The sequence below is a fragment of the Methylobacterium sp. P3_A11 genome (assembly GCF_056403155.1).
Genome location: NZ_JBFUGA010000093.1, coordinates 1 through 23,810, shown reverse-complemented (window position 1 = coordinate 23,810; position 23,810 = coordinate 1). Strand labels below are relative to the sequence as shown.

At 70.8% G+C, this 23,810-nt stretch carries 20 protein-coding genes; 7 read left to right on the top strand and 13 right to left on the bottom strand.

What is annotated here, in order from left to right; all coding sequences use genetic code 11:
• The coding region (locus AC1DXK_RS23685) for a DNA polymerase III subunit gamma/tau domain-containing protein (protein ID WP_477299309.1) at positions 1–1,539 on the bottom strand (1,539 nt) is incomplete at its 3' end.
• A gap of 181 nt (positions 1,540–1,720) precedes the next feature.
• Here AC1DXK_RS23685 and AC1DXK_RS23680 point away from each other — a divergent pair.
• From AC1DXK_RS23680 to AC1DXK_RS23670, 3 genes are all read left to right on the top strand, one after another.
• Positions 1,721–3,820: an NAD(+) synthase gene (locus AC1DXK_RS23680; RefSeq protein ID WP_457108285.1), complete on the top strand. Its 2,100-nt coding sequence runs from the start codon at positions 1,721–1,723 to the stop codon at positions 3,818–3,820.
• Positions 3,821–3,935: 115 nt separating this feature from the next.
• On the top strand, positions 3,936–4,166 hold the full coding sequence (locus tag AC1DXK_RS23675; RefSeq protein ID WP_457108286.1) for a hypothetical protein: 231 nt from the start codon (positions 3,936–3,938) through the stop codon (positions 4,164–4,166).
• A gap of 228 nt (positions 4,167–4,394) precedes the next feature.
• The gene (locus AC1DXK_RS23670; protein ID WP_457108287.1) at positions 4,395–4,808 is read left to right on the top strand and encodes a PilZ domain-containing protein; all 414 of its coding nucleotides are present in this window, start codon (positions 4,395–4,397) and stop codon (positions 4,806–4,808) included.
• Positions 4,809–4,823: 15 nt separating this feature from the next.
• Here AC1DXK_RS23670 and AC1DXK_RS23665 read toward each other — a convergent pair whose 3' ends face one another.
• On the bottom strand, positions 4,824–5,261 hold the full coding sequence (locus AC1DXK_RS23665; RefSeq protein ID WP_457108288.1) for an HIT family protein: 438 nt from the start codon (positions 5,259–5,261) through the stop codon (positions 4,824–4,826).
• 180 nt (positions 5,262–5,441) lie between these two features.
• Between AC1DXK_RS23665 and AC1DXK_RS23660 the strand changes: the two genes are divergently transcribed.
• A complete protein-coding gene (locus tag AC1DXK_RS23660) occupies positions 5,442–6,401 on the top strand; it encodes a cation diffusion facilitator family transporter (protein WP_457108289.1) in 960 nt (319 codons plus the stop codon).
• A gap of 304 nt (positions 6,402–6,705) precedes the next feature.
• Here AC1DXK_RS23660 and AC1DXK_RS23655 read toward each other — a convergent pair whose 3' ends face one another.
• From AC1DXK_RS23655 to AC1DXK_RS23635, 5 genes are all read right to left on the bottom strand, one after another.
• On the bottom strand, positions 6,706–7,560 hold the full coding sequence (locus AC1DXK_RS23655; RefSeq protein WP_477299305.1) for an SDR family oxidoreductase: 855 nt from the start codon (positions 7,558–7,560) through the stop codon (positions 6,706–6,708).
• A gap of 10 nt (positions 7,561–7,570) precedes the next feature.
• On the bottom strand, positions 7,571–7,750 hold the full coding sequence (locus AC1DXK_RS23650; RefSeq protein ID WP_043351142.1) for a DUF1328 domain-containing protein: 180 nt from the start codon (positions 7,748–7,750) through the stop codon (positions 7,571–7,573).
• Positions 7,751–7,864: 114 nt separating this feature from the next.
• Positions 7,865–9,244 carry a chloride channel protein gene (locus AC1DXK_RS23645; protein WP_477299303.1) on the bottom strand — a complete coding sequence of 460 codons (1,380 nt, stop codon included), beginning with the start codon at positions 9,242–9,244 and terminating at the stop codon, positions 7,865–7,867.
• A 165-nt stretch (positions 9,245–9,409) separates the two neighbouring features.
• Positions 9,410–9,697 carry a GCG_CRPN prefix-to-repeats domain-containing protein gene (locus AC1DXK_RS23640; protein WP_457108292.1) on the bottom strand — a complete coding sequence of 96 codons (288 nt, stop codon included), beginning with the start codon at positions 9,695–9,697 and terminating at the stop codon, positions 9,410–9,412.
• A 279-nt stretch (positions 9,698–9,976) separates the two neighbouring features.
• Positions 9,977–11,365: a deoxyribodipyrimidine photo-lyase gene (locus AC1DXK_RS23635; RefSeq protein WP_457108306.1), complete on the bottom strand. Its 1,389-nt coding sequence runs from the start codon at positions 11,363–11,365 to the stop codon at positions 9,977–9,979.
• Positions 11,366–12,223: 858 nt separating this feature from the next.
• Here AC1DXK_RS23635 and AC1DXK_RS23630 point away from each other — a divergent pair.
• Positions 12,224–12,601 (top strand): PH domain-containing protein, encoded by a 378-nt coding sequence (locus AC1DXK_RS23630; RefSeq protein ID WP_457108307.1) that lies wholly within the window; start codon positions 12,224–12,226, stop codon positions 12,599–12,601.
• A gap of 76 nt (positions 12,602–12,677) precedes the next feature.
• Here the strand turns inward: AC1DXK_RS23630 and AC1DXK_RS23625 are convergent, their stop codons facing one another.
• Positions 12,678–14,090, bottom strand: a complete 1,413-nt coding sequence (locus tag AC1DXK_RS23625) for a phosphatase PAP2 family protein (RefSeq protein WP_477299300.1) — start codon at positions 14,088–14,090, stop codon at positions 12,678–12,680.
• Between the two features lie 138 nt (positions 14,091–14,228).
• Entirely contained in the window at positions 14,229–15,362 is a 1,134-nt protein-coding gene (locus AC1DXK_RS23620; RefSeq protein ID WP_477299298.1) for a TRAP transporter substrate-binding protein, read from the bottom strand.
• A 147-nt stretch (positions 15,363–15,509) separates the two neighbouring features.
• On the opposite strand from AC1DXK_RS23620, the gene AC1DXK_RS23615 reads away from it, so the two are divergent.
• Positions 15,510–16,079 carry a tyrosine phosphatase family protein gene (locus AC1DXK_RS23615; protein ID WP_457108295.1) on the top strand — a complete coding sequence of 190 codons (570 nt, stop codon included), beginning with the start codon at positions 15,510–15,512 and terminating at the stop codon, positions 16,077–16,079.
• A gap of 12 nt (positions 16,080–16,091) precedes the next feature.
• On the opposite strand, the gene AC1DXK_RS23610 is transcribed toward AC1DXK_RS23615, so the two are convergent.
• From AC1DXK_RS23610 to AC1DXK_RS23595, 4 genes are all read right to left on the bottom strand, one after another.
• Positions 16,092–17,228, bottom strand: a complete 1,137-nt coding sequence (locus tag AC1DXK_RS23610; RefSeq protein WP_457108296.1) for a branched-chain amino acid ABC transporter substrate-binding protein — start codon at positions 17,226–17,228, stop codon at positions 16,092–16,094.
• Between the two features lie 149 nt (positions 17,229–17,377).
• On the bottom strand, positions 17,378–18,562 hold the full coding sequence (locus tag AC1DXK_RS23605) for a polysaccharide biosynthesis/export family protein (protein WP_477299296.1): 1,185 nt from the start codon (positions 18,560–18,562) through the stop codon (positions 17,378–17,380).
• Between the two features lie 194 nt (positions 18,563–18,756).
• A complete protein-coding gene (locus tag AC1DXK_RS23600; protein WP_457108675.1) occupies positions 18,757–20,247 on the bottom strand; it encodes an LTA synthase family protein in 1,491 nt (496 codons plus the stop codon).
• A gap of 233 nt (positions 20,248–20,480) precedes the next feature.
• Entirely contained in the window at positions 20,481–21,983 is a 1,503-nt protein-coding gene (locus AC1DXK_RS23595) for a capsular polysaccharide export protein, LipB/KpsS family (protein WP_477299293.1), read from the bottom strand.
• 333 nt (positions 21,984–22,316) lie between these two features.
• Between AC1DXK_RS23595 and AC1DXK_RS23590 the strand changes: the two genes are divergently transcribed.
• Entirely contained in the window at positions 22,317–23,624 is a 1,308-nt protein-coding gene (locus AC1DXK_RS23590; RefSeq protein ID WP_457108677.1) for a capsule biosynthesis protein, read from the top strand.
• Positions 23,625–23,810 lie beyond the last annotated feature (186 nt).

Here is a 23,810-nt window from a genome sequence, read left to right as displayed (position 1 = left end):
CGGCTGGGGCGCGAGCTTGCCCCGGAGCAGGACCGGGCGCGGGGTCATTGGGATCACCACCCGCTCGGCCTCGGCCCGTTCCGCAGTCGGCGCGGCGACGGGAAGGGACGCGGGCGGAACGGGGCTCGGCTGGCCTCCGGCACGGATCGCCGCCCGCGCCGCCATGGCGCTGAGGACCGGCGCGCGACGCGGCGCCTCGGTGGCCGGAGGCGCGGCCGCGGGGCTGCCGGGGCCGAAGACCAGTGGCAGGGCGGGCACGGTCGGCGTCGCGACGGGCRGCAGGAAGGCGCTCCGGATCGCGGCCGCTTCGTCGGACCGCTGGACGGTTGCGGCCACGGTGCCGTTGTCCTGCCCGTCGGCCGGGCGCGGCGGCTGGTCGAACCGCACCAGCCGGTCGAGGACATAGACCGGCCGCGGTGGCAGCGAGCGCACATGCGAGACGTCGAGGGGCATCGAAACGAAGCGCTCGTCGGAGGCGGCCTGTGCCGCGACGCCTTCGGTCGCCGGCACGGCCGCGGCGGGCTGGGGCTCGAGCGCGGCCCAGGCCTCAACCGACGACCAGTCGCCACCGTCGAACCAGGGCTGCACCTCGGACCAGTCCGGCAGCTCGGACCAGTCGCGGGCCGGGGCCGCGACGGGGGCGGCGGTCATCTCGGACTCCGCCGCCGCGACCAGGACCGGGGCGATCACCGCCGTGGACGCGGCCAGCTCGACGGCGGGCCGGACGGGGCGGCGGTCCGGCGTCCGGAAGAAGCGCACGCCCGGCGGGGCGACGAAGGGCTGACGCCACAGCGGCACGGGCTCGGCGTCCGGCCCGGCATCGGGCAGAACGGCCGCGGTGGCTGGCTCGGCCTCCCCCTCGGCGTCCCTCTCGGCGTGCCGCGCGCGGTCCGCATGCACGCGCTCCATCTGCTCGCGTGCGGCCCGCTCGGTCTCCAGGGCCAGAGCCGCAGCCTGCGCCTCGGAGCGGGCGCGCTCCAGGGCGACGCGCTCCGCCTCCAGGGCGCGCTGGCGGCGCTCCTGCAGCACCGAATCGGGGGTCCGGGTCCAGCGCACCGCCGACGGCGCGGCGGACACGACTGGGGCGGCGACCGGCCCATCGGCCGGGACGCCCTCCGGCGCGATGGCGGCGGGTCGGCGCGGCTGGCGTACTAAGACCCCCGGTGAGGAGGCGCTGCGGTCGATCCGGCTCTCGAAGGCCGGCGAATCGAGCGCCTCGAGGCTCGCCCGGTCGTCGAAGACCTGGGCCGGCCAGTGATTCTCGGGGGCTGCGGCGCGCGGGGCGCGCTCGGACGCCTCGCGGCCGACCATCGCGGCGGGCGCGGTGAGCCAGCTCGGTTCCGCCCGGCGTCCCGGGACGCCGTAGGACGGACGTGCGGGTAGCCCGGCCGGGGAGCCGGACAGGCGGCGGGTGAGGCTCGCACGGAGCGCCATCAGCCGGTGCGCCAGGGCTCCCAGGGAGAGACCCGAGCGGTCGCCGCCGCGGACCGGGCGGGCGGGATCACGGTGGGAGTACGGAGGCCGTCCCGATGCGCGCATGGGTTCTCGAACGATACTCGAAACAGGGATCCGCCGACGCGCGGCGGCTGTCCCTGAGTTAGCCATTCGTCGTTAACGGAGGCTTGTCGCGGGCTCATCGGCCGGAAACCATGGGCCGCATCGCTGGAGCATCGGAGCGGCCCATATTAGGCTGAGAGCCTCCGCCGCCGGACAGGTGCCCGTGACCCAGCCACCTTCCCTATCCGTTGCCCTCTCCCTTGCCGATTCTCGCGCGGCCGGACCGGCGCGCTTCCGCTCCCTCTATCGCCATGGCTTCGCCCGGGTGGCGGCCTGCACCGGCCGCAGCCATCCGGGCGAACCCGCGCGAAACGCCGACGCGATCCTCGACCTCGCCCGGACCTGCCACGATTCGGGGGCGGCGCTCGCGGTCTTCACCGAACTCGGGCTCTCGGCCTACGCGATCGAGGACCTGCTGCTCCAGCAGACCCTGCTGGACGCGGTCGAGGCGGCGGCGGCCCGGGTGATCGCCGAATCGGCCGATCTTCGGCCGCTGCTGCTTGTCGGCGCACCGCTGCGCTGGCGCCACCGCGTCTACAATGGCGCCCTCGCCATCCAGGGCGGACGCCTGCTCGGCGTCGTGCCGAAGACCTTCCTGCCGAATTACCGGGAGTTCTACGAGAAGCGGCACTTCGCCTCCGGAGCCGGCATCGTGGGTGAGACGATCCGGGTCGCCGATCACGAGGCGCCCTTCGGCACCGACCTGCTGTTCCCGGCGGAGGATCTGCCGGGCCTCGTGGTCGGCGTCGAGATCTGCGAGGACCTGTGGGTGCCGGAGCCGCCCGGCATGCGCGCCGCCCTGGCGGGCGCCACCGTTCTGGCGAACCTCTCGGGCAGCCCGATCACCGTCGGCCGGGCCGAATCGCGGGCGCTCCTCTCGCGGGCCGCCGCGATGCGCGGCGCCTGCGCGTATGTCTACGCCGCCGCGGGCCTTGGCGAATCGACCACCGACCTGTCCTGGGACGGCCAGACTAGCATCGACGAGCTGGGCGTGCGCCTCGCCGAAGGCCAGCGCTTCCCGGACGGGCCGGTGGCAACGCTGGCCGACATCGACCTCGACCTGATCGCCCAGGAGCGTCTCCAGGCTGGGAGCTTCGACGACGATGCGCGGCGCCACGCCCTCGCCTATCGCCGCATCCCGTTCCGGCTCGACCCGCCGGAGGCCGATCTCGGGCTGGTCCGGCGGATCGAGCGCTTCCCGTTCGTGCCGGCCGACCCGACGCGCCTCGCGCATGATTGCTACGAGGCCTACAACATCCAGGTGGCGGGCCTCGCGCAGCGCCTGGAAGCCACCGGCACCCGCAAGGCGGTGATCGGCGTCTCGGGGGGCCTGGATTCGACGCACGCGCTGATCGTCATCGCCAAAGCCTTCGACCGCCTGGGCTATCCGCGGTCGGACATCCTGGCCTACACGCTGCCGGGCTTCGCCACCTCGAATGCCACCAAGGCCAACGCCCACGCCCTCATGAAGGCGCTGGGCTGCACGGCCGCCGAGATCGACATCCGCCCGGCCGCCCGGCAGATGCTCGCCGACATGCACCACCCCTTCGCCAGGGGCGAGGCGGTCTACGACGTGACCTTCGAGAACGTGCAGGCGGGCCTGCGCACCGATTACCTGTTCCGCCTGGCCAACCACGCGGGCGGCCTCGTGATCGGCACCGGCGATCTCTCCGAGCTGGCGCTGGGCTGGTGCACCTACGGCGTCGGCGACCAGATGAGCCACTATGCGGTCAATGCCGGCGTACCCAAGACCCTGATCCAGCACCTGATCCGCTGGGTGATCGGCACCGGCGAGGTCGGCCCCGAGGAGAGCCGGACCCTCCAGGCGGTGCTCGACACCGAGATCTCCCCCGAGCTGGTGCCGGTGGACCAGGACGACAGCCCCCAGAGCACGGAAGCCACGATCGGCCCCTATGCCCTGCAGGACTTCAACCTGTTCTACACGCTGCGCTACGGGTTCCGGCCCTCGAAGATCGCCTTCCTGGCGCTCCACGCCTGGGGCGACACGGAGCGCGGCTCCTGGCCGCCGGATTTCCCCGCAGCCAAGCGGGTCGCCTACGGTCTGCCGGAGATCCGGCACTGGCTCGGCGTGTTCCTGACCCGCTACTTCGGCTTCAGCCAGTTCAAGCGTTCGGCGCTGCCGAACGGGCCGAAGGTCTCGGCCGGCGGCTCCCTCTCGCCCAGGGGCGACTGGCGGGCGCCCTCGGACGGCTCGGCGCGCATCTGGATCGAGGAGCTGAACCGAAACGTCCCTGAAACTTGACCGACACAAACTCGACCGATTGTGCCATTATGGGCACGATCAAGCCGATTCATCGCAGTACAGGATCTCGTACTGGGAATATTGGCTTCGAGGGCGGCCAGGCGGAGGACTTCGGATGCGAAGCTACAACCTGTTCCAGCTCAAGGGCGAGGAAGGCCTCTGCTGTGCTGTGCCGGAGGCCAGCACCGTCCCGCCCTTCATCGGTGCCGGCCGGTGGACGTTTGGCGGCAAGCTCTGCGACGGCAGCCAGCAGCCCCTGGACTTCGACGGCCGCGCCGCCGACACGGCCGTGCGCTTCAACGGCTTCTACCTGTTCCAGACCGTAGACCGGCGGTTCATCGCATAGGCGGAATACCCGGGTGCGTGACACGGCCGGGCCGGGATCACCGCGCGGCGGCGCCATCCGGGCGTTCGGCGACACGGATGGGCGTCCCGTGCGGAGGCGAATCCGTCGGTAAACAGACCTCTCGATATCCGGCCGCGCAATAGACCTCGATTCCGCTATTGCGACGAAGATTCCTTAAGGGCTGCCGTGCAGGATTGGTGGCATCGTCGGCGTTTCGGAACCGCGCGCATGTCGGAGCATCGCAGAGAGACGCGCCAGAGGGTCTTCCTCAAGGGGCGCATCGTCTTCAACAACGGGTCGTCGAGCTTCGACTGCCTGGTGCGCGACATGTCCTCCTCCGGGGCGCGTCTCGTCATGAGCGACGCCACGACGCTGCCGGACGCCTTCGACCTGTACATCCCGCAGAAGGACCGGACCTACCGGGCGACCCTGCGCTGGCGCCGGGAGGACGGAATCGGCGTCACCTTCGAGAAGCAGTCCCGTGCCGCCGCTCCGGCGGCGACCGCGCCCGATCCGGCCGCGACCGAGGCGTCCCTGGCCATGCTGCTGCGACGGGTCAGCGAATTGGAAGGCGAGAACGCCGCCCTGCGCCGGCTGCTCGCCAGCATGGCACAGCCGGGCGACTCGGCGAGTGCGGCCTGAGCGGCCGACTCTGCTTTAGCTCTGGCCTTCGAGCGACGCGCGGATGCGCGCGGCATGCGCGGCCAGCACCGCGTTGTCGGCCATCCCGCCTTCATGGCGCTTGAGCGGCACGCCCTCGCGCCGCGGGACCACGTGCACGTGCAGGTGGAAGACCGTCTGGCCGCCGGCCGGTTCGTTGAACTGGAACACCGTCAGGCCGTCGGCGTGAAACGCCGCCTTCACGGCCCGGGCGACCTTCTGAACGCTCGCCGTCAGGGCCGCGAGCGAGGCCAGATCGGCATCGAGCAGGCCCCGCGCCGGCGCCTTCGGGATCACCAGGGTGTGGCCCTCCCCCTGGGGCATCACGTCCATGAAGGCCAGCGTCTGGTCGTCCTCGTAGACACGGTGGCAGGGGATCTCGCCGCGCAGGATCTTGGCGAAGATGTTGTCGGGGTCGTAGGGGGCGTCGGCCATGCTGCCTCCGGCAAGACGTGAGGGGCGGCAGGTTGCACGGGGCGCCGGCCCACGTCCACACGGGAACCTGGGGCGTGCCGCGACGCTTGCACCGCGGTGGCCGTCGAGCCGAGCCGGGTCGGGGCATCCCGGCGAGTCACAGGGTGCGCCCGTCCGGGGGCGGCGCGCGTGGAGGACCGGATGGCGCACGAGAGTACGGGGGCGATCTACGCGGCGGCCGGGGCGAACCTCGCCATCGCGGTGGCGAAATTCGTGGGCGGCGCGCTGACCGGCTCGACCGCGATGATCGCCGAAGGCGTGCACTCGGTGGTGGACACGGCCAACCAAGTGCTGCTGCTCGTCGGCATGAAGCGGGCCGAGCGGCCGGCCGATGCCCGTCACCCGTTCGGCTACGGTCGCGAGATCTATTTCTACGCCTTCGTCGTCGCCCTGATGATCTTCCTCGGCGGCGGTCTCTTCGCGATCTACGAGGGTGTCGAGCGTATCCGCCATCCCGAGCCGGACGTAGATGCCGAACTGTTCGGCTACCGGCTGCCGGGCATCTGGGTGAACGTGGCGATCCTCGGCTTCGCCATTGTCGCGGAGGGCACGTCCTTCTTCGTGGCGATGCGCCAGTTCTGGGCCGAGAAGGGCAAGCACTCGGCCGTGCGGGCGATCCGGCGCAGCAAGGATCCGACCCTGTTCACGGTGCTCGCCGAGGACGCCGCCGCCCTGATCGGCCTGGTGATCGCGCTGGCGGGCGTCGCCCTGTCCCACATCCTTGAGATGCCGAGCCTCGACGGCTGGGCCTCCGTGGGGATCGGCCTCGTGCTGGTCGGCATGGCGGCCTTCCTGATGGTCGAGACCCACGGCCTGCTGATCGGCGAGGCGGCCGATCCCGAGGTCGTCGCGGCGATCACGGAACTCGCCCGCGGGGAGCCGGGCGTGCTCCACATCAACGAGGTGCTGACCCAGCACCTCGGCCCGTCCGACGTGCTGGTCAATCTCAGCATCGACATGGCCGACGACCTCAGCGCCGGGGATGTCGAAAACTTGGTCACCCGCCTCGACCGGGCGCTGAAGGAGCGCAGCCCCGACGTGACCCGGGTGTTCATCGAGATCCAGCAGCACGGCGACCACAGGGTACGGGCGGCGGCCTGACGGGGACGATCCCGCACCTGCGCTCGTCCGCAGGGCTCGCGGGTGCGGTTTGGAGAAGAAAGATCGCGCCGGAGGCCGTTATCGTGCGTGCGGACCCGCAGATTATTTCGTCGCAGCGCCGTTCTGGACTTTCAACCGGTTTTGGGTCGAGTTGCCGCCCTGCCCACGAATTCACGCACGCCGAACGCGGTATCCCAGGCTCGCCCGTCTGGGCGTAGGCCAGCCCTGCTCCGATCCCGGTACGCGGGTGCGACGGGTCCAGGATGGCCCGCACGTCGACCCTCACCCGAGGCGTGGGAGCCGTTCAGCCGCGCCGCCCCACCTGCGCGAGGCTCAGCGCCCAGAGCCGCTCTTGGATCGCCTCGTCGCGGCTCTCGGCCGAGGACGCCTTCGGCTTCGAATGCGAGAAGTAGAGGCCGGTGACGCCGTCGAGGTCCCGGGCGCTGGCCACGTGGAGGGAGGTCCGAGCCCCCTTCTCGGGCGTGATCAGGAAGGGCCGCATCAGCGACCAGACGCCCCCGAGCAGGCCGCCGGTATTCTTGGCGAAGCCGGTGTTGACGACCCCCGGATGCACGGCGTTCACCGTGATGCCGCTGTCGCGCAGGCGCCGGGCCAGGGCGTAGGTGAACAGGACGTTGCCGAGCTTGGCCTGCGCGTAGGCCGCCATGGCCCGGTAGCGCCGGGCGCCCTCGATGTCGTCGAAGTCGATATGGCCCCGGTAATGGGCCGCGGAGGCGACGTTGATGATCCGCGGTCTGCCCCCGGCCGCCGCGGTCGCCTTTAGGGTGTCGAGGAGTTCCAGGGTCAGCAGCACGTAGCCCAGGTGGTCGAGCGCCCAGGTGCGCTCGATGCCGTCGACGGTGAGCGTACGGCGGTCGAAGATCGCACCGGCATTGTTCACCAGCACGTCGAGGCGCGGATAGGTCTCGCGCAGCGTCGCGGCGAGTCGGCGGATCTCGGCCTGCGCAGAGAGATCCGCTTGATGCACATCGACGACCGCGCCGGGGACTCCGGCGCGGATCCTCCCGGCGCAGGCCCGCAGCTTTCCGGCGTCGCGCCCGATGACGGCGACCCGCGCACCCAGGCGCGCGAGGCCGAGCGCCGTCTCGTAGCCGATGCCGCCGGTCCCCCCGGTAACGAGGCAGACCGTGCCCTGCACCGGGTCGGCCTCAGAACACCGCCTGTCCGACCGCGAAGGCGATCACCACGATCACGATGGCGATCACGAGGAACAGGCCGAACAGGATGCGCGCCAGCGAGCCGGCGCCCGAGGCGATTCCGGTGAAGCCGAGACCGCCGGCGATCAGCGAGATCACGAAGCAGATGAGAGCCCATTTCAGGAGGGTCATGGCGTCGAACTCCGGCTGTGCCCCGCCGCGGGGCCTGTCGCTGCTGGCTCAACCGGCGCCAAGCGAGACCGTTCCGCAGAGTCCCGCCCGGGCCGCTTATATTCTTACGTGCGGTCAGGCGGTCTTCGTGACCGGCTGCGCCGGCGCGTCGGCGCGTTCCAGCATGATCTCCGCCAGGGTATGGTAGAGGCCGCCCCGGCAGACGGCCTTCGAGGCGGCGTCGGCCAGGAGGGCGGCCACCATCAGGGGAATCACCATCGCGTGGTTCTGGGTCATCTCGGTGACGATGACGAAGCTGGTGATCGGCGCCTGCAGAACGCCCGTGAGATAGGCCACCATCCCGATCAGCACGAGGGCGCCCACCGGCATGCCCGGCAAAAGGCCGTGGACCGTGCCGCCGAGGCCGGCTCCCACCGCCAGGGACGGCGCGAACAGGCCGCCCGGGATGCCGCTGATCGAACTCAGGACGGTCGCGGCGAATTTCAGCGGCGCGTAGCTCCAGCCGGCCGCCGCATCGCCGTGGAGGATCGCCCGGGCTTCCTCGTAGCCGGTCCCGTAGGCGGTTCCCCCGGAGGCGAGGCCGCACAGGGCGACGCACAGGCCGCAGGCCGCCGCGAAGATCACCGGCCGCCCCCGGATCAGCCGCCCGACGCCTCCGGGCAGGCCGCGGGCGAACAGGATCACGAGGCGGCTGAACAGGCCCCCCGCGAGACCGCCGACCAGGGCGACCAGCGGCACGATCCAGCCCGACGCCAAGGGCAGGCCGGCATCGGTCGTGCCGAAATAGGTGTAGTTGCCCAGAAGCCCGAGGGACGTGAGGCCCGCGGCCACGATCCCGGCCACGATCAGGCCGGAGGAGCGCGCCTCGTAGGCGCGGCCCAGTTCCTCGATGCCGAACACGATTCCGGCGAGCGGCGTGTTGAAGGCCGCCGCGACCCCCGCGGCACCGCCCGCGAGCAGCAGCCCGGGCAGGCGCTCGGGGGTCAGACGCCCGAAGGCCGCCATGATCGCCGCGCCGACCTGCACGGTCGGCCCCTCGCGGCCCGCCGAGGCACCGCACAGCAGCCCCAGGAACAGCACCATCACCTTGCCGAATGCTACCCGCGGCGAGATCAGGGAGTAGCGGAACCGGGCGTCCCGGGCGTGCCGGGCGGCGATCACCTGCGGGATGCCAGACCCTTGCGAATTCGGGAAGACCGTGCGGGCGAGCAGCGCCGCGAGGGCGAACCCCGCCGGGGTGAGCAGCAGGGCGATCAGCGGCGAGGGGGCGATGAGGCGCCGGAAGCCGTCTTGCGCGAGGTCGGCTCCCTTCGCCATCAGCACCGCGGCGAGGCCGACGCCGATGCCGCCCGCCAGGAACAGCAGCCGGCCCCGCCAGAGCGGGTAGGCCTCCATCGAGGCCGAGCGCAGGCGCATGATCGAGCGGTGATAGCGCGAGCGCTGCGGGGGCGGGGCATCCCTCGTTTCCCGCACGTCGTCCCGCATCTCGGCCATGAAAGAGCAACTCGTCCGCGCCGTCACTGCGGACGCTATAGCGCAACCGTCCGGGAAAGGCCCAGGTCACGGCCCGTCCTGCGCGCGGCCGGATCCGGCTGCCGGGTGCGCCGCTTCGCGTCGAACGGGGCCGGCACGCGCGGGCCGGCCCCGTCGCTCAGTCAATCACCAGCCGTAGTGCCAAGCGGCCCGGCGCCAACCGCCATGATGGTGCCAGCCCCAGGGGCGGTGCCAACCGACGTGGCGCCAGGCCCAAGGACGATGCCATCCGTAGACCACCGGCCGCGCATAGTAGACCGGGCGGTAAGCATAGGGGCGCCAGTTCGGCTTGCACCAACCGGACCAGCCCCGGTGGAAACCGGGACCGCAGCCCTGTGCGGCCTCCGCCGTGCCGACCGTGGCCGTCAGGGTGCCGAGCGCGAGGAGTGCTGCGCCTGCAAGCTTCATTCGCATCGTCGTCCTCCTTTCGGTCGCAAGCAAATCCACAATCCGGCCTCTCGGCGAGCGAGATGTCACCGGATGATGTCCGGCCGTTTGCGAAGAGCCGGAAGTAAGCTCGAAACAGCGCGGGCGGAAAAGCGTTTCTTCACAAAACTGTGCGTCGGAATGTCTGTCGACCGGGGAAGAATGCCGCGGCGGAGTCGGACAAATGGCCACGGCCAGCGTGAGACCAGCGCGTCGCCCCTGCGACCGCGTGCGGAGAAGCGAGCCCCCGATGGCGGCGACCGGCCCTCATCCCTCCGCCGCGCAGAGATCCTCCACCGCGCGCACATAGGATTTGGCGTCGAACTTCTTGAGCGAGTTCTCGCTCTGGTAGCGAACGGTGCCGAAGATCTTGCGCTTCTGCCAGGGACGGTCGTGGAGGCCGTACACCCAGGCGACGTTGGTGAAGGAGTTCGGATCGCGCCCGTCCAGGAAGTAGCGGTTGTTCAGCCGGAGCGTCCGGGCGAAGCCCTCCTCGGGCGAGGGCGACCATTCGAGGATCTTCTTGCCCCAATACATCCGCAGTTGATTGTGCATGTAGCCGGTCTCGCGCATCTCGCGCATCGCGGCGTTCCAGTAGCGGTCGTGGGTCTCGCCGGCCGCGAGCTGGTCTTCCGAGTAGGCGTACGGACGCTTGTCCTGCGCGTGCTCGGCCAGGGTCTTGCGCGCCCAGTCGGGGATGGCCTTGTCGTAGGCGTCATAGCCCGCCGTGTAGAACACATGGTTCATGGCGAGTTCGCGCCGGACGATYAGTTCCTCCAGGTAGGCGCCGCGGTCGTCGTCGTCGCCGGCCTTGGCCTCCCGCACCGCCAGGGCGATCTCCACCGGCGAGATCTGGCCGAAGTGCAGGTAGGGGCTCATGTGCGAGGCGGCGGCGGCCTCCGGCTTGTTGCGCCCGGCGCCGTAGCCCGAGAGCCCGTCCTTCAGGAACGCCTTGAGGCGCCTGCGCGCCTGCGTCTCGCCGCCGACGAACCGCTTCACCGGCCCGACCGTCCGGTCCAGCGTTATCCCGACGAGCACCGCCTCCGGATCGGAGACGTCGATCGCACTCTTGAGCCGGAGGGCATCGGCCGTGCGCTTGACCTTGCGCGGCGTCAACGCGGCGATGAACGGATCCCACAGTCGGTTCAGCTTCGGGCGCAGGGTCCGGGCCGCGTATTCGTGCTTTGGCGATGCGGTCTCCACCGGCACGACGACGTCGCCCTCGACCTGGACGATCCGCGCCGTCACCGCCTCGGTGATCTCCCGGTACCAGCCCTGCTGGATGGCGAGGTAGCCGCGGTCGAGCACGAGGAGCGCGGCGTCCTCGGCAAGGTCGATGGCGATCCGCGCCGGGGAACACTTGCGCATCACGAACGCGATCCCGCGCTTCTCCAGGCCCACTTTCGCGTCCGCGAGCCCCTGGAGCAGGAAGGCGTAGTGCCGCGCATTGGCCTCGGGAAAGCCGCTGGCGCCGTCGAGCAGGCCGAAGCAGGCGACGACCGGCAGATCGAGGCGGTTCGCTTCCTCGATGGCGAATTCAAGGGCCGGGTTGAATGTGGCCCGGTTGGCCTGCTGCAGGAGGTACAGGACGTAGTCGCCGTCTCCGCACGCTTCCACATCGTTGAGGACCCGGATCCGCTCGCCCTGGATCGCCATGCTCACTGACCCTTGCTTCACGCGTCGCGCCAAAACCTTGGCCGGAGAGTTAGCGCGGGCGGGAAATTCGTCCCGTCGGCCGATGCAGATGAGAAGCCGCAGTCGAATCCCACGATCGGATCACGGTTCCATCCGGCAAAATCGCGATACATCAGGGACTTGCCCGACGAACGACGGCTCTGCGCCGGAGAAATGCAGGTTTCGCCCGCGTCCATGGATCTGCGACATTTTCAACACAACCGCCGGGCGATCCGTGCGCGGGCGCACAAAAGGACAGCCCTGCTGTCCTGATACCCTTGAATTTTCCAGCCAAGGGCGCAGATTGTGCAACGCGGGATGGCGATGGCGTCGTCCTCCCGCAGCCCTTCTTGGGCGTTTCCTCCCTAGACTTCGGGCCGCTCCTTCGGGAGTGGCCTTTTTTCTGTCCGGAGGGGCGCTGGGCGAACTCTGTCACCGGAGCGCATATCCGCGGCTAGACAGAGCTTCACGAGGCAGTCGGGACTGTTGGGAGGCCCGGCTCGGTCTCGGAGCCGATTTTCTGGCCTCACGCCGACGGTGCCGCCGACGGCGTTCGCACCCGATCGCCCGGGCCGCCAGCGAGGGGGCGGCCGCTGGGCGGCCCGGTTCCGACGAATTCATAGCGTTGCCGTTATTTCGAGGCGCACCACCGCGGTCGAAACCGGCAAGCCAGCACGGACGGTGCTGGCCCTCGAGAATGTCGCCCGGCGCACACGCACCCTGCGGGCGTACGGCGCCGCTGCCGCGACGTGTCACGCCGCCAGCCGGGTCCGGTTGCCGGCGGCAGTCCCCGGCGGCAAGCTCCCACCCGGCGAGGGACGAGGCGAACCGGGTCGGATCATGGGTCTCTTGGACGGATTGCTCGGCCACGGCACTGCGGTCGATGTTGCATCCCTGGAGCGCAGGCTCGAGGGGATTCTGATCGCGGGTGAAACGGCCCGCCTCGCATTCAAGATCATCCGGGACGTCTTCGTCTTCACCGAACACCGCGTCATCCTGATCAACGTTCAGGGTGTCACAGGTAGCAAGGTCGAATTCTTGTCGGTCCCCTATCGGTCGATCGTGCGCTTCTCGGTCGAGACCGCCGGGACGTTCGATCTCGACGCCGAGCTCAAGATCTGGGTGTCGGGTACACCGCAGCCGATCGAGCGCACCCTCAAGAAGGGCAGCGACGTGCGCGGCATCCAGCGCGCCCTGGCCGAGGGGGTGTTGCGCTGAAGGGCCGTCCCAAGTCGATCCCGCGCGGCGGCAGACCCGGGGAACCTGGCCGGATCCACGTAGGGTCGATCCCGTCTCAGCGCGTCGCGCTGGCCCCGGCCCGGCTCGCCGCCAGCGCCGCGGCCTTGCCGGCCGCGGTGTAGAGGTCGAGGCGGGAATAGACGCCGAATTCCGAGCCGTCGTCGAGGAAGCCGCCGCCCGGTCCCTGCGTCTCAGTGAGGATGGCGTTGGCCTCGTCCAGCGACACCGTCGGGAAGGCCGCGGTGAGAAGGTGGCCGGCCTCCGGGGCGACCTTGGCAACATCCTCCAGCCGGCCGGCCGCCTCCGGATGCACCACGGGCAGGTCGTAGGTCTGGGTCGCCGCGTAGAAGGCCGCATTGGCGGCCGGATCCTTGAACCGGCCCGTATCCCGGGCGGCGCAGGCCGCGACCGCGTCGCCGCAGCCGGCCTTGAGCGCCTCGGTCATCGCCGCGCGGGCGTCCGTCAGGAGCGCCCGATAGTCCGTCACGCCCACCGCCCTGTCGGCCTCGGCGCTGGCCTTATCGAGCACGGCCAGGTTCTTCCGGATCTGGCCGACATAGGCCGGATCGTTGGCGAGCAGGTGGGCCAGGGCGTGCAGCGAGGTCGCGCGGCCGCCGAGCACATCCATGGCGTAATGCGCCCCGACGATGATCCGGTCGTTCCCGTACTCGGCCGCACGGGCGACCATCTGCTGGTAGCGCTCGGGGACCAGGAGCGCGAGCACCATCGACTCGGTGTAACCGTAGGTGGTGTGGCCACTCGGATAGGACGGGCTGTCGACGAGATCCTGCGACGGGCCGCGCAGCCAGTCGAGGCTGTGGGACGGATCGCCGAAATAGTCCGTGCCGCGATAGGCCCGGAGGCGCGGCAGGGTCTGGAACGGGCGCGAATTGCCATAACGGTCGGCCCCGGGGCTGCCGGCCGGCCGGTCGTAGGCCTTGCCGAACACGTCGGTCACGGCGCCGTCGCCCAGGATCGCGTCGGCCTCGGTCGAGACCGGATGCTTGCCGTTCGTGGTGGCGTTGGCGAAGAAGTACTTGCCGGAATTCGAATCCGACTTGGTCACGTTGTTGGTGTAGCCGATCAAGTTGGCCACGGCCGAGGCGATGCTCGTGAAGGTCTTGTAGTCTTTATAGACTGCCTTGGCGTGAAAGGCCTGGGCGAGCGTCGTGCCGAGCCCGTCGGCGAGGCCGGCCGCGTTTCCGTCGGTGATGAAGCAATCCCGCAGGGCGAGCTGCTGCTGCTCGGGGAACGGCAGGAGCGTCGGCTGCTTGAGGTCGCCGGTCTGGATGTTGCCGGTGACCCGCAGGTTCGCGTCGAGCGCCGCCCGCCCCTCCGGCGAGGTCTGCAGCCGTGCAACCGGCATCAGACCGCGCAGGGCCGTCAGGTTGGCGGCCGACTGTGCCCGGGCCTGGAGGGGGAGCGCCGCCCCGAGCAGAGCCAACCCGATCCGCAACGTGCCGAACATGCAGGCTTCCCCTTACCGCTGCCGCGCCGGACGCCAGGGCATCGATCCCAACGAACGCGTCAGCGAAGTCTGGAAAAATCAATGCGCCAACAAAGATCTAGGGCTCTTGCGCGTGGACGCAGTGACGGCGTCTGAGCACTAGCCCCGAGCCCGCGCCCGGATCATGAAGTTGTCGTAGGTGTATTCCGCCACCTGGAACCAGAGGTATTCCTCGTTGCGGAAGCTGCGCATCGCCTCGTAGATGCGGCGGAAATCGGCGTTCTTGGCGGCGATCTCGGCGTAGACGTCATTGGCGTTCTTGAGGGCGGCCTCCATGACGTCCTGTGGGAACGGCCGCAACTGGGCGCCGCCGGCCACCAGCCGGCGCAGGGCCTGCGGGTTGCGTGCGTCGTACTTGGCCTGGACCTCGGTGCCGACCTCGGCGGCAGCGGCCCGCAGGATCGCCTGGTAGGATTTCGGCAGCGCCTTCCACTTCTCGGCGTTGAACCAGAAGTGCAGCATGGCGCCGCCCTCCCAGAAGCCGGGATAATGGTAGACGGGCGCGACCTTCTGCAGGCCGAGCCGCTCGTCGTCGTAGGGACCGATCCACTCGGCGGCGTCGAGCTTCTTGCTCTCCAGGGCCGCGTAGATCTCGGGTCCGGCCACCGCCTGCGGCTGGACGCCAAACTTGGCGAGCACCTGGCCGCCCATGCCGCCGATCCGGAACTTGAGACCCTGGAGATCGGCGAGGCTCTTGATCTCGCGCCGGAACCAGCCGCCCATCTGGGCGCCGGTATTCCCACCGGGGAGGCAGACCAAGCCAGCCTTGACGAAGACCTCGGCGAACAGCTCCGCCGCGCCCCCGGCCTGCCACCACGCGGACGCACCCCGGGCGTTGAGGCCGAACGGCACCGCGGTCGCCAGCGCGAAGGTCGGATCCTTGGCCATGCCCAGGGTCGCAGGCCCGTGGCCCATCTCGACGGTGCCTGCGGCCACCGCGTCGAGGAGCCCCTCCGCCGGCACCGGCTCGCCGGGACCCTGGACCTGGATCTGGAAGCGCCCGTCGGTGGCCTCGGCGACGATCCGGCTGAGCGCCTCGGGGGCGCCGTACAGGATGTCGAGGGTCTTGGGGTAGGCGGAGGACAGGCGCCAGCGCAGCTCCGGGATGCCCTCGGCCCGGGCCGGGGCGGCGAGCGGCCCGGCGAGCGCCGCGGCCGCGCCGAGCCCCGCGGTCAGCAGGTTCCGGCGCCGCGTTCCGACCGAGGGGGATCGCGCGAGGTGAGGTTCGTCCAACGGCATCTCGTCCGAGCAGGTCCGATCCGGCCGGCGCGGGATCGGGGGTCGCAGGTAGCACGTCCGTGCCGCTTCTCGAAAGCCGCGGGCGCCGGCGCAGTTCCGTCGCGCCTCGAAACGGGCGCACGCCCGTGCTAGGCGCCGCGGATGCGAACCGAGCCCGCCGTCACCCTGCACACCGTCTGCGGCCTGGAGGAGCTTGCCGGCCACGGGGACCGCGGGATCAGCCATGTCCTGTCGCTGCTCGATCCCGGGACGCCGGAGCCGGAGGCGTTCTCGGCCTACGGCGCCCACGCCCGCACGACCCTCCACTTCCACGATTGCCTGGCACCCGGAGAGGGCCTCGTCCCGCCCGAGCCCGAACACGTGGCGGCGATCCTCGACTTCGGGCGTGGGCTCGACGGCGCCGGCCATCTTCTGGTCCATTGCCATTACGGGCTGTCGCGCTCCACCGCGGCGCTCCTGATCCTGCTCGCGCGGGCCGAGCCGGACACGTCCGCCACCGCGCTGGTCGAGCGCCTCCACGCCCTGCGCGAGCCGGCTTGGCCGAATGCCCGGATGATCGGCTTCGCCGATACGATGCTCGACCGGGAGGGGCAGCTCGGCGCCGCGGTCCGGCGGCTRCATGCCCTCCAGTTGCGGGTCCGCCCCCATCTCGCCGAGCTGCTGCGCGGGCTGGGCCGCGGCGCCGAGGTCGAGGCCGCGCAAGCGCTGTGAGCGCCGTCGCCCTCACTTCCCGGCCGGCGTGAAGCTCCCATCCTTCCACACGTAGAGCACGTAGCCCTGGGCCGTGACGTCGCCCTTGGCGTCGAATCCGACCGTCCCGAGCACGAGGTCGAACCGCTCCGTGTGCAGTGCCTGGGCGATGGGTCTCGGCTCGATGGAATGGGCGAAGTTTCCGGCCGCGACCAGGGCCTGCATGGCCGCGTACCCGTAGATCGTCGAACCGGTGGGATCGACGCCCTCGGCCTTGAACGCCTTCACCACGGCCGCGGCGGCGGGCTGCCGGCTCGGGTCGAGGTAGAAGGTCATCAGCACGCCGTTGCTCGCTGCCCCGGCGATCTTGGCGAAGTCCGCCGTGGCGATGGCCGACGTGCCGAACCATTGCGGGCGGTAGCCGCGTTCGGCCGCGATCTTCACCAGGCGGCCCATCTCGGTGGCATCCCCGCCGTAATAGGCGACCTCGATCCCCGCGCCCTTCAGGCGGTCGGCGAGGGCGGCGTCGTCGGCATCGCTCGGCGAGAACGACAGCGACAGCGCCTCGTTGACGCCGATGCGGTTGAGGTTGTCCTTGGTGGCGGCGGCGAGGCTGCGGGCGGCCGGGGTTTGATCCTGGATCAGCGCGATCTTCCGGTCCCGGAACCGCTCGGCCAGCACGGCGGCGGACAGGCGCGCCTGATCGTCGTCGCGCCCGCAGACGCGGAAGATGGTCGGCAGTCCCCGGTCTGTCAGCCGCGCCGCCACCGAGGCCGCAGTGATCATCACGACGCCGTTCTGGGCGTAGATGTCGGAGGCGGTGATCGAGGCGTTCGAACAGACATGGCCGACGACGAGCCGGACATTGGCGCGCACGAAGTGGTTGGCCACCGCCACCGCGGTGTTCGAGTCGCAGGCATCGTCCTGAACGTCGAGGGTGACGGGCTGGCCATCGAGGCCGCCCATGGCGTTGGCATCCCGGGCCGCGGCCTCGACCCCGCGCAGCACCTGCTCGCCGACCGCCACATAGGGACCCGACCGCGGGACCGCCACGCCGATCACCACGTCGGCCGCCGCAGGGGCGGCTGAGACGAGGGCGAGACACAGGCTCAGGGAGATCAGCGCGGGCCGAAGCGGCCCGCGGGCGGGGACGACAGGTCCGATCTTCATCGGGCTTTTCTGGGCATCCTTGCGCGGCAGTCAGAAGGAAGGGCGGGATGCGGCTCTGTAGCCCCGATCCCGTCCAGCACCCAGTGCCCATACGCGAGGACGCGGAGAAACGCGATTTTTTTCCGTCGCCGCCCGAGTCCGACCCGGGGCTACTTGGCGTAGGCGTAGGCGGTCGCCGCGGAGGCGAGCGGCCCGGTGACGCCGTTGAACGCGGTGAGCACCTTCTGGACCTCGGTGAACGGCGCGTTCGACACGTAGATCAGGTCGCGGTTGCGCATGCGGAACGCCTGGGACACGAACAGGCTGTTGGGGTCGCGCATGTCGATCCGGTAGACCACCGGCACCAGCGGCGTGCCGAGCAGCCGCGAGCCTGGGCTGAGGCGGCGGACCACGCTGGCCGGCTCGAACCGGAAGATGAACGTGCCCGCCGGATCGGCGGCGAAGTCCGACAGGCCGCGCGCCTTGGCCAGCGCCTGCGCCAGGGTGATGCCGTCGGCCTGGAACGGCAACTCGGTGCTGTTGCCCAGCGCGCCCACCGCGATGAAGGTCTGCGGATCGCGCACCAGGGTGAGCACGTCGTTGGGCCGCAGGTAGATGTTCTCCTTGGGGTTGGACACCACCGTGGTCAGCGGCACYGTGGCGGTGAGCGGCCCGCGCGAGAGCCGCACGAAGGTCTCGTTGACYGGGGCGCGGTTGCCGCCGGCGGCGGCGATGACGTCGAGGATGCGGTCGCCGTGGCCCGAGAGCGGCAGGCGGGCGCCGGCGGCGCCCTCGCCGGTGACGGTCACCGCCTGGCTGATCGGCCGGGTGACCGAGACCAGCACCTGCGGCTGGATGGCCTTGCCGGCGAGTTCGTTCTCGATGAGCGTCTGGACGTCCTGGGTGCGGCGGCCGGCGACCTTGATGCGGCCGGCATAGGGTACCGAGATGGCGCCGTCGCGCCCGACGGGCTGCTCGGGGATGAGGGCGGATTTGGAGCCGGCGGAGAAGCGGTCGGCCACCAGCGGYCCGGAGAACAGGCCGCCGGAGCCGGCTTCCCAGACGGAGACCGAGACCATGTCGCCGATGCCGATGACCGGCTCGGAGGAGGGGCGGTGGTCGCCGAAGGAGGCGAGCAGGCTGTCCAGGGGCCGGCCGCGCAGGGCCTCGACCACCGAGGGGGTGACGTCGATGATCTCGTAGCGGGCGAGCATGCCGCCATCGGCGGTGGTCACTTCAGCCCCGGCCTGGATCGCGCTCGCCGTCGGACCCGCCGCGGGCAGGTACGTGCAACCACCGGCAGATCCTGCCGCCAGGGCGGCCATCAGGGCGGTGCGCGCCGTCTTACGCAGCATCACAGAGACTTCTCCTCGCCGACCCCGCGCCATCGCTGGCCCGGGCCGGGACATCCAGTTTGACCGCCAAACGCTGCGATCGCTTTAACGGCCGCGCCGAACTCGCGGCGGCCCTCGCGGACGGCCGGGCTATCCGTGCGCAATGCGTCACCAGCGTGGCACGGCCACGCTTATGCCGCCCAAGCTTAACCTTATCATGTCCGGGCTGCGATGTCCGCAGGCGTCGGGGCGAGGCTCCCGCGCAGCGTACGTCCCAGGGCGTCGGCTGTGATGTCGATGCGCTGAGGGGCTGCCTCCGGATGGCCGAAGCGGAACAGCGCGTACTCGGTGGTCCGCCCGCCGAAGCCGGGCTTGCAACTCGGCAGCGACGGCGCGTGATCGCCGAACACGCAGAGCGTGATGGTCTGGCTCCGCTCGCGGGCGATGGCGCCGAGCCCCGCCACCAGATCCTCCACCATCCGTCCGGTATTGGCGACGTGGTGGAGATACTGCGCCTGCGGATCGTCGAGGCCCGGCAGCCGCCCGGGCTTCCAGGGACCGTGATTCTCCATGGTCACGCAGAACAGGAACAGCGGCGTGCGCCGCGCCCGCACCTCCGCCACGAGGCGCTCGCCGAGGGCGATGTCCCCGACATACGGGCCGACCCGCGGCGCCTCCGCGAAGGCCTCGCCCATCACGAGGTCGCTGAAGCCGAAGGATTCCATCACCTGGGCGCGCCGGAAGAAGTCCCGGTGGAACGGGTGCAGGAACAGGGTCCCGTAGCCCCGCCCGCGGGCGAGCCGCGCGAGGCTCGTCGGCTCGTCGCCGCTGCGGGCGGTATAGGGGTCGTACCGGCCGAAGCCGAGGCTGTCGGACGGACGGCCCGTGAGCACCGCGTGCTCGGTGCGCATCGTGTAGGCGCCGTGCGCCGGGACCCCGAGCCGTCCGTACTGCGCGGCGCGGGTGCGGAACAGCTCCATCACCGGCAGCTTGGCGCCTCCCAGGCGCTCCGGATCGATGAACGACTCGAGCTGGATCACCACGACGACGTCGTCGCCCGGGCCGGGCGGCAGGGTCGGCGCCGCCGGCTCCGGCTCGCCGCCCGCCAGCGCCCGAGCTGTGTAGCCCAGGAGGCTCGCCGGGAGGCCGACCCGGGCGACGTCCGCCTCCAGATCGGGCCGCGGGAACCAGCGGGCGATCAGCCGGGCGAGTGGCGGCCGCGGCGCGGCCTTGACCAGGAGCCAGAGCAGCATCGGCAGGCCGAGCAGGGCGAGAATGCGAGGGAGGGTGGCCGCCGGCAGCACGCTCGGCTCGGTCCGGTACCAGAGCACGGTCGCCGCCAGGGCGAGCAGGACCGGGACGGCGATGCGCGGATCCCACAGGGGCGGAATGTAGTAGAGCTGCGGGTGGCGGGGCACCTGGGGCAGCAGGGCGAAATCGCTGAACAGCAGCGGCTCGCCGATCACCGAGCGCTTCGCGCGGCTGACGATGATGAGGATCGCCACGGTGATCACGCAGGTCAGCCCGGCGAGCCACGGCCGCCAGGAGAAGGCGAACCAGAACAGCAGGATCAGCAGGTAGCCGAGCAGGCGCAGGCCGAGATCCCGCTTCGCGCGGCTCGCCCGGGTGATCGCGTCGCCCGCGAACACCTCCAGGGCGAGGCAGATGGCGAGCGCGAGGCCGGTGGCAATGAGGAACGTCGTCAAGACTCGGGCACTCGACGTGGGGCGGGCCTGCTCCCCGCCGGGATGCGGACCGGCTGGGAACAGCGCGCGGGGGAAAGGATTTGCGAGCCGTTCCTGATCCGGGATGATCAGAAGCGGCCCGAACGGCGGACTGCTGCGGGTCGACCCTAGCAGCCCGCGCTATCGCTTTGGTGTCACAGCGAAGGTGTCACGTCGGAGACTCGCGAAACCGGGTCCGCGCCGGGGCGTCCCTCCTACCGCGGGCCGCCTCCGGCCTCCCGACCGACGCCGCGCCGGCTGCGCAGGGTCCGGACGATCGGATTGAGCAGGCCGTAGCGCGCGCGCATCAGCAGGTGGGCCGTCCGGCCGAGGGAGAGGGCGTTGCGCGGGGCCGCCTCCCGGGCCGCGCTCAGGCGATCGAGGAGCTGCTCCGGGCTGCACGGCTTCATCGCTACGGGATCGAGATAGCGCGGATAGAGGATCATCGCCCCGGCCACCAGCTCGTCGAGGCTCAGCCGGCGGCCGCGATCGGCCGCCGGCGCGAGATCCTCCGACAGGCCCCAGCCCGCGTAGAACGGCCGGCCGTGCGTCGCCACGGTCAGCCCGCGGATCAGCGCCTCGAACCCGGCGAGAGACGTCATGGTCTCGACGTGGTGGACCCGGTCGAGGAGGTCGACGATGCTGATGCCGGTCACGATCCGGTCGGCGAGCGTGAGCGCCTCCGCCTCCGGGATGATGCCGGGCCGGAACCCCGCTTCCACGTCGGGATGCGGCTTATAGAGCAGGACCGCGTCCGGGTTGCGCCGGCGTGCCGCCTCCAGCAGGGCGCGGTTCGAGCGGACCAGCGGCGAACCGTGCCGCACCGAGGCGTCGTCCTCGACCTGCCCTGGCACCAGCACGACGCGCCGCCCGGCCGGCCAGTCGAGCGCCGCAGCGTCGAGGCCGACATTGTACTTGCTGAGCCGACGCGCCACGACCTCCTCGCGCAGGCGCCGTGCCCGGGCGACGAGGGCGGGGGTGAAATCGGCCTCGGCGAGCGTCCGCTGCAGCCGGCTCTCCCGGCGCGGATCGTAATAGATGCCGAGGTCGTCCACCACGATGGAGGCGCCGGGCTGGAGGCTCGCGCCGAGGCCCACCGAGCGCAGGAACCCGTCCTCCACGCGGGCGAGCGGCAGCCCGGCCTTCGTGCAGGCTTCCTCGAGCTGGCCCGGTGCCCGGGTGGCCCAGGCGAGGACGCGGCCGCGATGGCGCTGTCCCGCCGCGACCGCCGCCTCGGTGGTCATGGTGTGGACCGGCCGCCCGGCGGGTCCGGCTCCGAGCACGTCGAGGGCGGGGCGCTTCCAGCGGGACATCCCGACATAGACCACCCGCCGGTCGTTCTCGGAAAAGCGGGCCGCGAGCCACGCCACCCGCTCGCTGCAGGCTGCACGGTCGATCGGGTCCCGGGTCCAGGGATCGAGGTAGTGGACACCGCCCTCCCCGCCGAGGGGGGCGCCGTCGAGGCTGATCCGCAGGGATGCGAATCCGGTCTCCGGCGTGTCGTACGGGCTCAGGATCGGTCCGGGAGAGACCGTCAGACGGCGCCGGCCGGTCAGGGCGARCAGGCGCCCGGCGAAGCTCCCTGCGCCCCAGACCGCGCCGATCGCGCCGGCGCGCGCCGGCCCGAAGGCGAGGCCCGTCGCGGCCTCGATCTCCGCCCGCAGGCGGCGGATCGTGCGGCCGGTCGCGTAGAGCGACAGGGTCGGGTCAGGGGCCATTGAGGGTGCGTCCGGCTCCGGTCGGGCGAGGGGCTGGCCCGCCTGTAGCGCATTTTCGCCGGCATGGGATGGCCGTGCAACGCGGGGACAACCTTCGCCGGCGACACGCTCGCCACGTCCTGGAAAGGATTTGGACATATCGTCGCCGTGATTGCCCGCCTAATCCCAGGCTGAGCCGCAGAGGCGCGACCGTTGCAGACGGGTCACGCCGATGCGGAAACGCCATGCCGCGACACGGCCTCGGATTGCGGGTCTGCCGGGCACCGTGCCAACTCAAGGTCTCTCGCGGGCTCGGTTCGTCCAGCCCTGGGTCAAGGATAGAAGCGCCGCGGAATGCAACAGACCGCCTCCGACGCCCTCCGCGACCGCCCCGCGACCTTCCTCTTCCTGCAGGGTATCGCAACACCGTTCTTCTCCGATCTCGGACGGGCGCTGCGCGCGCGGGGGCACAATGTCCGGCGCATCAATCTCTGCCCCGGCGACTGGCTGTTCTGGAGCGGCGACGCCGACAATTACCGCGGCCGCCGCGAGGCCTGGGGCCGATACCTCGAATCCTATCTCGACCGCGAGGGCGTCACCGACATCGTGCTGTTCGGGGATTGCCGGCCGTTCCACAGGGCTGCCCGGATGATCGCCGAGTATCGTGGGCTGCGGGTGCACGTGTTCGAGGAGGGCTACATCCGCCCGAACTGGATCACCTGCGAACTCGGTGGCGTGAACGGCTTCTCGTCCCTGCCCCGGACGGCGGCCGAGATCCGCGCCCTGGCGCGGCGCCTGCCGCAGCCCGGCCGGGCGATGCCCTCCACCGGCGACATGGCCCGCCGGAGCGTCTGGGATGTCGGCTACAACCTCGCCAACGTCCTGTTTCCCTATCTCTTCCCCCATTTCCGCAGCCATCGACCGACCCACATCGCCGCCGAATATGCGGGCTGGATCAAGAAGTTCGCCCGGCGCACCCACACCCGTCGCGAGGCGGCGCGGTGCGATGAGATCTACCGGGCGGTCGGCTGTGACTACTTCCTGCTGCCGCTCCAGCTCGACAGCGACTACCAGATCCGGGTCCACTCGCCGTTCCTCGGCGTCGAGGGCTTCATGGACCGGGTGATCAAGTCGTTCGCGGACGCCTCCTCGGCGCCGACACGGCTCCTGGTGAAGTTGCATCCGCTGGACAGCGGCCTGATCAACTGGCGCAAGTTCGCCCGCGCCTCGGCCCGCCGCCACGGCGTCAGCGACCGGCTCGACTTCATCGACGGCGGCGACCTCCCGTCCCTGATCAAGGGCGCCCGCGGCGTGGTGATCGTCAACTCGACGGTGGGGATGCTGTCCCTGGAGATGGGCTGTCCGACCCATGCGGTCGGAACCGCGATCTACAACATGGCCGGCCTGACCCATCAGGGCGACCTCGACGGGTTCTGGCGGAATCCGACACCGCCGGAGATGGACCTGATGGCGGATTTCCGCCGGGTCGTGCTGCACCGGACCCAGGTCAATGGCGGCTTCTTCTCCACCGGGGCGATCGACCGGGCGGTTGCCGGCTCGGTGCCGCGGATGGAATCGGCCCTGCCCGATTCGATGCTGGCGGCTGCCCGGGCTGTCCGCGAGGCGGCCGAGCGGGACGGGGAACTGGCGCCGGTCTACTGACCCGATCCCTGCCGTGATCCGTGTCGACATCGCCGTTTCGGGACCTTTGATGCGGCTTTCGCCGCCGGTGAGCCCTTCCCGACCTTGATCTTTCCCTGCGCGGCGGCGTAACCCGCCGCATGCCCCGCATTCTGATCACCGGCGCGTCGAGCGGCATCGGCGCCGCGCTGGCGCGCCACTACGCGC